The following is an 8,457-nucleotide window of genomic DNA, read 5'->3' as shown; positions in this document are numbered from 1 at the left end:
CGGTCTTGAGCCGCGTGCAGACATCCTGCACCGTGTGGTTCGCTGGCAGCGTAACAACGCGCAGCAAGGCACGCACAAGGTCAAGACCCGCTCGGAAGTGTCCTACTCCACCAAAAAGATCTATCGCCAAAAAGGCACCGGCGGCGCACGCCACGGTTCCCGCAAGGCACCGATCTTCCGTAAAGGTGGTATCTACAAAGGCCCGACCCCGCGTTCCCATGGCCACGAGCTGACGAAGAAATTCCGCAAGCTTGGTCTGAAGCACGCACTCTCCGCGAAAGCGGCCTCTGGCAATCTCGTGGTTGTGGAAGATGCGAAACTCGCAGAAGCCAAAACCGCATTGCTGGCGAAAGCTGTCAAAGAGCAGGGCTGGAAGCGCGTTCTGGTGATCGATGGTGCTGACGTTGATGCGAACTTCAAAGCTGCGGCTGCGAACCTCGCCAACGTTGACGTGCTGCCGACCATTGGCGCCAACGTCTATGACATCCTGAAACGTGACACGCTCGTGATCACCAAAGCAGGGTCGAAGCTCTGGAGGCTCGCCTGAAATGACCAACAAAGCTGAACTCTACGACGTGATCCGCAAACCGATCATCACCGAGAAAGCCACGCTGGCTTCTGAAAACGGTGCTGTAGTTTTTGAAGTCGCTATCGACTCCAACAAGCCGCAGATCAAAAAGCGATTGAAGAGCTTTTTGGTGTGAAGGTGAAAGCGGTCAACACGGTTGTCACCAAAGGTAAGACTAAGCGTTTTCGCGGTCAGCCCGGCAAGCGTAAAGACGTCAAGAAAGCCTATGTCACGCTCGAAGAAGGTAACTCGATCGACGTGACCACCGGTCTCTGAGACTCTCGGAACTGGTAGCGATGAAGAAGCCCTCCACGAAGTGGGGGCTTTCGTTGTTGGAAGTTTCTGCGGCCATATTGAGGAACTTGTCTGGTGCGCAGGTCGTTTCTCACGGCCTGTCTGGCGATCTGTTGTAGGTACATCATAGGAAGCGCGCTTCGCACTTGTGCGCATATCTTCACCGCGAAAGTCACCCATAGTGGATTATTTCCTCTCCACTATGAACTCACTCCCAACTCCCCTATACACCGCCCATCTCACGGCCCCGGATTCGTTCTTGGGGCCCGTGATTTGTGTGGGACGAGGTCACCAAGCCCCGGCCTTAGACGAAAACGGGTCGTAGCGAACCGCTACATCACATGACCCAAAGCAAACGGAAGACAGAAACTATGGCACTTAAGTCGTACAAACCGACGACGCCTGGCCAACGTGGGTTGGTTCTGATCGACCGTTCGGAGCTTTGGAAAGGGCGTCGGTCAAATCTCTCACCGAGGGTTTGACCAAGAATGGCGCCGGAACAACACCGGACGGATCACGATGCGTCGCAAAGGCGGCGGGGCAAAACGTCTCTATCGTGTTGTCGATTTCAAACGGAACAAGTTTGACGTCGCAGCGACCGTGGAACGGATCGAATATGACCCGAACCGCACCGCGTTTATCGCGCTTATCAAATATGAAGACGGCGAACAGGCTTACATCCTGGCTCCGCAGCGTCTGGCAGTTGGCGACAAGGTTGTTGCTTCTTCCAAGGCTGACGTGAAGCCCGGCAACGCTATGCCGTTCTCCGGTCTGCCGATTGGTACCATCGTGCACAACGTCGAGCTCAAGCCCGGCAAAGGCGGCCAGATCGCCCGTGCAGCAGGGACCTACGCCCAATTCGTTGGTCGTGACGGTGGCTACGCCAGATCCGCCTTTCTTCTGGCGAACTGCGCCTCGTGCGTCAGGAATGCATGTGCACCGTTGGTGCCGTGTCCAACCTGACAACTCCAACCAGAACTTCGGTAAAGCCGGTCGTAACCGCCACAAGGGCATCCGTCCCTCCGTGCGTGGTGTGTTATGAACCCGATCGATCACCCTCACGGTGGTGGTGAAGGCCGGACCTCTGGTGGTCGTCACCCGGTTACGCCCTGGGGCAAGCCGACCAAAGGCGCAAAAACGCGCAACAAGAACAAGGCGTCCAGCAAGCTTATTATCCGCTCGCGTCACGCCAAGAAGAAGGGTCGCTAAGATATGGCACGTTCTGTCTGGAAAGGCCCGTTTGTGGACGCTTACGTCCTCAAGAAGGCCGAAAAAGCTCGCGAGAGCGGTCGCAACGAGGTCATCAAGATCTGGTCCCGCCGCTCCACCATCCTGCCGCAGTTCGTTGGTCTCACCTTTGGTGTGTACAACGGTCACAAGCATATCCCCGTCAACGTCTCGGAAGACATGATCGGTCAGAAGTTCGGTGAATATGCACCGACTCGGACCTACTACGGTCACGCCGCAGACAAGAAGGCGAAACGGAAGTAAGTCATGAGGAAGGGAGGAAATGCCCGGCGCGGGGCTGACAACGAAGCAATGGCGAAAACCAAAATGCTTCGCGTTTCGCCGCAGAAACTGAACCTCGTGGCTCAGATGATCCGTGGTAAGAAAGTGGACAAGGCCCTACGGACCTCACTTTCTCCAACAAACGTATCGCTGCAGACGTCAAGAAATGTCTGCAAAGTGCGATTGCCAATGCCGAGAACAACCACGGTCTGGACGTCGATGAACTCATCCTCGCCGAAGCTTGGGTCGGCAAAAACCTCACCATGAAGCGCGGTCGCCCGCGTGCCCGTGGTCGTTTTGGCAAGATCATGAAGCCGTTCGCGGAAATCACCATCAAGGTGCGTCAAGTTGAGGAGCAAAACTAATGGGTCATAAGGTTAACCCGATTGGCATGCGTCTCCAGGTCAACCGCACCTGGGATAGCCGCTGGTACGCCGACAGCAAGGATTACGGTGATCTTCTTCTCGAAGACATCAAGATCCGTGATTTCATCAAGGAAGAATGCAAGCAAGCCGGCATCAGCCGTGTGATCATCGAGCGCCGCACAAGAAGTGCCGCGTTACGATCCACACTGCACGTCCGGGTGTCATCATCGGCAAGAAAGGCGCAGACATCGAAACCTGCGCAAGAAAATCGCCACGATGACCGACCCGAGCTGCACCTCAACATCGTTGAAGTGCGTGCCGGAGCTTGACGCCCAACTCGTTGCCGAGTCCATCGCGCAGCAGCTTGAGCGCCGTGTGTCCTTCCGTCGTGCCATGAAACGCTCCGTGCAAAACGCCATGCGTATGGGTGCCCTCGGCATCCGCGTGAACGTTGCCGGTCGTCTCGGTGGTGCCGAAATCGCGCGTACCGAATGGTATCGCGAAGGCCGTGTGCCGCTTCACACCCTGCGGGCTGATATCGATTACGCCCACTCGGAAGCGACAACGCCTACGGCATCATTGGCATCAAATGCTGGATCTTCAAAGGCGAGATCAGTGGAACACGATCCGCAGGCTCGTGACCGTCGCGCCGAAGAAGCTGCTGGTCCGGCCCTCGCGGCGACCGCGGCCGTCGCTAAGGAGATCTGAGACATGCTTCAGCCAAAGCGTACAAAATTCCGCAAAATGCACAAAGGCCGTATTCACGGTCAGGCAAAAGGTGGTTCCGATCTGACTTTCGGCACATTCGGCCTCAGGCCGTTGAGCCCGAGCGTATCACTGCGCGTCAGATCGAAGCTGCACGTCGTGCCATGACGCGTCACATGAAGCGTCAGGGCCGTGTCTGATCCGCATTTCCCCGACACCCCTGTGACCGCGAAACCGGTCGAGGTGCGTATGGGTAAAGGTAAAGGCTCTGTTGACCGTTGGTCTGCAAAGTCAAACCGGGCCGCGTGATGTTCGAACTCGACGGTGTTTCGGAAGATGTTGCTCGTGAGGCTCTGCGCCTTGCTGCAATGAAACTTCCGATCAAACCCGCACCGTGGTTCGCGAAGACTGGTAAGACGTGCTTTCCGCGAGTGGATGTCACGGGTCTTTCTTTGCTTTTCTTTGAAAGGCGATGAAAAACCACCAGAGCAATATAGAAACCCCGCCAAGCAGTTGGTGGGGTTTTTCTTTCTGCATATGCAAAGAGAGCCGGTTCAGGGCTTTAAGCTGCCCGCCTGCTCCACTATCTCTACGGCGAACTGACCCATAGAGGCCAAGATGCGCACACAGATTTCCGATTTCCTTGACCGTCCGTGACGCGTCACTCATTATGGGAGTGATCCTGTTTAACGCCGTGATCCTCGGCCTTGAAACCTCCGGCAAGGTCATGGCGCGGGCAGGGTGGTTGATCGAGACGCTCGACATGATTTGCCTGAGCATCTTCGTTTTGGACTGCTCGCCAAAATCTATGCGCAGGGCCACGGTTCTTCCGCGACGGCTGGAACCTCTTTGACTTCGCCATTGTGGGGATTTCGCTCTCGCCGGTGGGGAGGGCTCTCCGTGCCCGTGCCCTGCGTATCTTGCGGTTGCTGCGCGTGGTCTCGGTTCTGCCGAGCCTGCGTCGGGTGGTCGAAGCCTTCATCCCCGCGCTGCCGGGTATGGCCTCGGTCTTTCTGTTGACGGGGATTATCTTTACATCGGCTCGGTGATCGCAACGAAGCTCTACGGCCCGACCTTCTCGAATGGTTCGCACGCTGGGCGCGTCCTCTCATACGCTTTTTCAGGTTATGACGCTGGAAAGCTGGTCGATGGGGATCGTGCGTCCGGTGATGGAGGTCCATCCGCAATCATGGCTGTTCTTTGTGCCCTTCATCCTGATTACGGCCTTTGCGGTGATGAACCTTGTTGTCGGTCTTATCGTCTCGACCATGCAGGATGCCCATGCCGAAGAAGAAAACGCCGCCACGGGGATTACCGTGACGACGTGTTGGCGCGTTTGGAGCGGATCGAGCGGGCCTTGAGCGGCGTTAAGACCGTTCCGGCCCGTGATTGCGGGCCGTTACTCGCCCCACTTGTAGTTAAAGCTGACCGAGACCCGATCGAATTCGGACTGGTTCATCATGACCGTGGCGCAGCCAGCTTTCCCACAGCAGGATGTCCCCAGCTTCCGGTGCCACATAGATGAAGTTCTGCATTTCGCGGCGCGCGTCCTGATGCGGCAGGCGCGGCCATCATCATGGCGTGGCGCGGATCTTCGAGGCGCAGGCTGAGGCCCTGTCCGGCATGGCCAGGTTGTGCCGGAGATCACGGAATGGGGTGGATATGGGCGGAGTGATAGCCGCCTTCGGGCAGGATGTTGATCCAGAGGTCTCGAGCACCAGCTTCCGATCACCCAGATCGAACTGCAAATCCTCGGCAAATTTTGCGACATGTTGGTCGAGGCTTTCAACGATGTCCTTAAAGATCGGAAAGCGCCACGGCAGGTCGGTGAGCGAGGCGTAGGAGGTGTAACCGGATAACCTTTGTCCTCGCACCATTTCTGGCCGGCTCGTCATCTTCGGCGATGGCATAGCAGCTGTCGAACAACTCGTCCTGATCGACCTCGGGGAGAATTCACCGAGTTTGGCTTTGTAAAGACGGGACGAAAGGGATCTGATATCGGCCATGTTGCTCTCCGCTGAATGAGGGGAGGCACTGGAGTGCCCTTTGCCACATCGCATGTGCGCAGAAAAAGCGCAATCTCGGGATGAAATTTTCACTCGCAGCCCCATGTATAAACTAAATGAACAGGAGGCCACACCATGACCAATGAAACCACGCTGAAGAACCTCAACACCGCACTCCAGATGGAGTTGAGCGCCGCGCACCAGTATCAGTTGCACGCCCATGTGCTGACGACTGGGGGCTGGACAAGCTGGCCGACCAGATGCGCGAGGAGTTTGAGGAAGAGACCGACACTCGAACCTGTTCCTGAGCGGATGTTCGAGTTGGCGGAGAGCCGGAAATGGCATTTGCCACCACGCCGAAAGTCGCCAAGTCGCTGCAAGACATGTTCAACATGGATCTCGCTGACGAGAAAGAGGCCACCGAATTCTACACCAAGGCGGCGAAAGCGGCTTATGAGGCGGGTGATCTCAAGACGAAGAGATTGTTCGAGACCATCGCGATTGACGAGGTGGGGCATCAGAACTGGCTGGAATTGCAACTGAGTCTGATCGAACGGATCGGGGAACAGAATTACGCCTCGAAATGTGCTCTGCCGGTGAGGCGGAAGAGGAATAAGCGCAAGCCTTCTGGTTTGATCGCCCTTTGATACATAGAGACCCGGCCTGGCGCGGGTTTTGCTGATAAAGATGTGATGCGGCACAGGGTGCCGGTATGTTAAGGTGAGGTCATGAAATATATTGCTGTTTTCTCCTCGCCGCCGCTCCGCTTGCCGCCGACCCTCCCGTGATTGAAGAGGTCAACGTCACCGTTCGGGAGAGGCGTGGCGCTTTGATGTCACGCTCTCGCATCCCGATACGGGTGGACCATTATGCCGATGGATGGCGGTGCTGGATATGGACGGGACCGAACTGGGCCACCGTGTCCTCGCCCATCCGCATGTCCATGAGCAGCCCTTCACACGTTCCTTGTCCGGCGTGGACATTCCCGACGGCGTGACTGAAGTGCAGATCGAGGCCCGCGATACGCTTGAGGGCTGGACGGGGACATATTATCCGGTGCAATTGCCGAATTAACCGGTGTTTGCACGGGCGCGGGCATTCTGGCCCTGCCAGCACGGCAATACCCCTTATAGGAACGCATCTCGCAGATTTCGTCAGGGATCGGTGTTTTGACATAACCCACCGGACTGAATGTCACCCCTAAAAGGGCGCATTCCGGTGCTAACAGGAACCAAGGAGAGGCGAATTATGAACGCCCAAGAACTGCGTGCCAAAACGCCGGACGAGCTCAAGACCGAGCTTGCCAACCTGAAGAAAGAATCCTTCAACCTGCGCTTTCAGCAGGCCACGGGTCAGCTCGAAAATACCGCTCAGATCCGCAGCAGCCGTGCGGCCGCTCGTGTGAAAACCATTCTGAACGGAAAGCTGCATCTGCAGCCGAATAAGGAGCGACACCTATGCCGAAGCGTATTCTTTCCGGGGTCGTAACCTCGAACCAAAACGAACAAACTGTTACCGTGTCTGTTGAACGTCGTTTCAAACACCCGGTTCTGAAAAAGACCATCCGTAAGTCCAAGAAATACCGGGCTCACGATGAGAACAACCAATTCAACGTCGGTGACACCGTCCGCATCGTGGAATGTGCTCCGAAGTCGAAAACGAAGCGTTGGGAAGTGCTCGTTTAATCTGTGATTGAACAAGCCTCCTCCCAGCTTAATCGAAACCCTGGGGATCACGATCGCTGCAGGTCGCCCCAAAGGTCGGGAGAAACCGAATGATCCAGATGCAGACCAATCTGGATGTAGCTGACAACAGCGGCGCTCGCCGTGTTCAGTGCATCAAGGTCCTCGGCGGTTCACACCGTCGTTATGCCTCCGTGGGCGACATCATTGTGGTGTCGGTCAAGGAAGCAATTCCGCGTGGCCGTGTGAAAAAGGGACGTCCGCAAGGCCGTCGTCGTTCACCGCCGAAGAAGTCCGTCGAAGACGGGACAGCGATCCGTTTTGATCGCAACGCGGCCGTTATCCTCAACAACAACAACGAGCCGGTCGGCACCCGTATCTTCGGGCCGGTGGCCCGTGAGCTTCGCGCGAAGAACTTCATGAAGATCATCTCGCTCGCCCGGAGGTGCTCTAATGGCTGCTAAGTTGAAAAAAGGCGACAAGGTCGTCGTGCTTGCCGGCAAAGACAAAGGCAAACAGGGTGAAATCACCACTGTGCTGCCCGCCAAAGGCAAAGCCATTGTGGAAGGCGTGAACATCGCCATCCGTCACGTGCGTGCAACGCAGGGCGATCAGGCGGCCGCAAGCCGGTAGCTCTTCCGATCGATCTGTCGAACCTCGCGCTTCTCGACGCCAACGGCAAAGCCACCCGCGTCGGCTTCAAATTCGAAGGCGACAAAAAGGTGCGTTACGCCAAAACTACGGGAGACGTGATCTGATGCTCGATACCACCGATTACACCCCGCGTCTGAAGGCCGCATACAAGGACAGCATTCGTGCCGCTCTCAAAGAAGAGTTCGGTTACAAAAACGACATGCAGATCCCGCGTCTGGACAAAATCGTTCTCAACATCGGTTGCGGTGCTGAAGCTGTGCGTGATTCCAAAAAAGCGAAATCCGCTCAGGAAGATCTCTCGGCCATCGCCGGTCAAAAGGCACTCACCACGAAAGCCAAGAAATCCATCGCTGGTTTCCGCGTTCGTGAAGACATGCCGCTTGGCGCAAAAGTCACTCTTCGTGGCGACCGTATGTATGAATTCCTCGACCGTCTGATCACGATCGCTATGCCCCGCATCCGCGACTTCCGCGGTGTTTCCGGCAAATCTTTCGACGGCCGTGGCAACTACGCCATGGGCATCAAAGAGCATATCGTGTTCCCTGAGATCAACTTCGACCAAGTGGACGAAGTCTGGGGTATGGACATTGTCATCGCCACAACGGCGAAAACCGATGCTGAAGCAAAGAGCCTGTTGAAAGCTTTCAACATGCCTTTCAACAGCTGATCGCGCG

8 protein-coding genes and 9 pseudogenes are annotated in these 8,457 nt (G+C 56.4%); 15 read left to right on the top strand and 2 right to left on the bottom strand.

Going from position 1 to position 8,457, the window contains the following annotated elements; all coding sequences use genetic code 11:
* From rplD to rplP, 7 genes and pseudogenes are all read left to right on the top strand, one after another.
* Positions 1-552, top strand: a pseudogene (rplD, locus tag ACN0Q0_RS16980) (50S ribosomal protein L4); the annotation flags it as partial.
* Positions 549-844 (top strand): annotated as a pseudogene (locus ACN0Q0_RS16975) (50S ribosomal protein L23). The pseudogenes rplD and ACN0Q0_RS16975, both read left to right, overlap by 4 nt.
* Before the next feature lie 537 nt (positions 845-1,381).
* Positions 1,382-2,071: pseudogene (rplB, locus tag ACN0Q0_RS16970) on the top strand (50S ribosomal protein L2).
* 3 nt (positions 2,072-2,074) lie between these two features.
* Positions 2,075-2,353: a 30S ribosomal protein S19 gene (rpsS, locus tag ACN0Q0_RS16965; protein ID WP_066608563.1), complete on the top strand. Its 279-nt coding sequence runs from the start codon at positions 2,075-2,077 to the stop codon at positions 2,351-2,353.
* A gap of 3 nt (positions 2,354-2,356) precedes the next feature.
* Positions 2,357-2,736: pseudogene (rplV, locus tag ACN0Q0_RS16960) on the top strand (50S ribosomal protein L22).
* A pseudogene (rpsC, locus tag ACN0Q0_RS16955) lies at positions 2,736-3,377 on the top strand (30S ribosomal protein S3). Before rplV ends, rpsC begins: the two co-directional pseudogenes overlap by 1 nt.
* A gap of 70 nt (positions 3,378-3,447) precedes the next feature.
* A pseudogene (rplP, locus tag ACN0Q0_RS16950) lies at positions 3,448-3,856 on the top strand (50S ribosomal protein L16).
* Positions 3,857-3,879: 23 nt separating this feature from the next.
* Here rplP and ACN0Q0_RS16945 read toward each other — a convergent pair.
* Positions 3,880-4,263 carry a hypothetical protein gene (locus ACN0Q0_RS16945; RefSeq protein WP_417244425.1) on the bottom strand — a complete coding sequence of 128 codons (384 nt, stop codon included), beginning with the start codon at positions 4,261-4,263 and terminating at the stop codon, positions 3,880-3,882.
* Between the two features lie 41 nt (positions 4,264-4,304).
* On the opposite strand from ACN0Q0_RS16945, the pseudogene ACN0Q0_RS16940 reads away from it, so the two are divergent.
* A pseudogene (locus tag ACN0Q0_RS16940) lies at positions 4,305-4,802 on the top strand (ion transporter).
* A 38-nt stretch (positions 4,803-4,840) separates the two neighbouring features.
* Here the strand turns inward: ACN0Q0_RS16940 and ACN0Q0_RS16935 are convergent.
* Positions 4,841-5,447: pseudogene (locus tag ACN0Q0_RS16935) on the bottom strand (TIGR02466 family protein).
* A gap of 338 nt (positions 5,448-5,785) precedes the next feature.
* On the opposite strand from ACN0Q0_RS16935, the gene ACN0Q0_RS16930 reads away from it, so the two are divergent.
* From ACN0Q0_RS16930 to rplE, 7 genes and pseudogenes are all read left to right on the top strand, one after another.
* A complete protein-coding gene (locus ACN0Q0_RS16930; RefSeq protein WP_417244424.1) occupies positions 5,786-6,094 on the top strand; it encodes a ferritin-like domain-containing protein in 309 nt (102 codons plus the stop codon).
* A gap of 232 nt (positions 6,095-6,326) precedes the next feature.
* On the top strand, positions 6,327-6,521 hold the full coding sequence (locus ACN0Q0_RS16925; RefSeq protein WP_417244423.1) for a hypothetical protein: 195 nt from the start codon (positions 6,327-6,329) through the stop codon (positions 6,519-6,521).
* 174 nt (positions 6,522-6,695) lie between these two features.
* Positions 6,696-6,935, top strand: a complete 240-nt coding sequence (gene rpmC / locus ACN0Q0_RS16920; RefSeq protein WP_417244422.1) for a 50S ribosomal protein L29 — start codon at positions 6,696-6,698, stop codon at positions 6,933-6,935.
* On the top strand, positions 6,905-7,132 hold the full coding sequence (gene rpsQ, locus ACN0Q0_RS16915) for a 30S ribosomal protein S17 (protein WP_066608601.1): 228 nt from the start codon (positions 6,905-6,907) through the stop codon (positions 7,130-7,132). The genes rpmC and rpsQ overlap by 31 nt, the downstream gene beginning before the upstream one ends.
* A gap of 89 nt (positions 7,133-7,221) precedes the next feature.
* Positions 7,222-7,593, top strand: a complete 372-nt coding sequence (gene rplN, locus ACN0Q0_RS16910) for a 50S ribosomal protein L14 (protein ID WP_417244421.1) — start codon at positions 7,222-7,224, stop codon at positions 7,591-7,593.
* Positions 7,583-7,887 (top strand): annotated as a pseudogene (gene rplX, locus ACN0Q0_RS16905) (50S ribosomal protein L24). The gene rplN and the pseudogene rplX overlap by 11 nt, the downstream one beginning before the upstream one ends.
* Positions 7,887-8,450 (top strand): 50S ribosomal protein L5, encoded by a 564-nt coding sequence (gene rplE / locus ACN0Q0_RS16900; RefSeq protein ID WP_216043840.1) that lies wholly within the window; start codon positions 7,887-7,889, stop codon positions 8,448-8,450. The pseudogene rplX and the gene rplE overlap by 1 nt, the downstream one beginning before the upstream one ends.
* Positions 8,451-8,457: the final 7 nt, after the last annotated feature.

It is taken from the genome of Celeribacter sp., assembly GCF_048259695.1.
In the GTDB taxonomy this organism is placed as follows: domain Bacteria; phylum Pseudomonadota; class Alphaproteobacteria; order Rhodobacterales; family Rhodobacteraceae; genus Celeribacter.
This window is presented reverse-complemented; position numbering and strand designations above follow the sequence as displayed.

Coding starts and splice junctions, on each gene's coding strand:
- rplE (WP_216043840.1), top strand. CDS start 7,887: ATGCTCGATACCACCGATTACACCCCGCGTCTGAAGGCCGCATACAAG.
- rpsQ (WP_066608601.1), top strand. CDS start 6,905: ATGCCGAAGCGTATTCTTTCCGGGGTCGTAACCTCGAACCAAAACGAA.
- rplN (WP_417244421.1), top strand. CDS start 7,222: ATGATCCAGATGCAGACCAATCTGGATGTAGCTGACAACAGCGGCGCT.
- rpsS (WP_066608563.1), top strand. CDS start 2,075: ATGGCACGTTCTGTCTGGAAAGGCCCGTTTGTGGACGCTTACGTCCTC.
- ACN0Q0_RS16925 (WP_417244423.1), top strand. CDS start 6,327: ATGGCGGTGCTGGATATGGACGGGACCGAACTGGGCCACCGTGTCCTC.
- ACN0Q0_RS16930 (WP_417244424.1), top strand. CDS start 5,786: ATGGCATTTGCCACCACGCCGAAAGTCGCCAAGTCGCTGCAAGACATG.
- rpmC (WP_417244422.1), top strand. CDS start 6,696: ATGAACGCCCAAGAACTGCGTGCCAAAACGCCGGACGAGCTCAAGACC.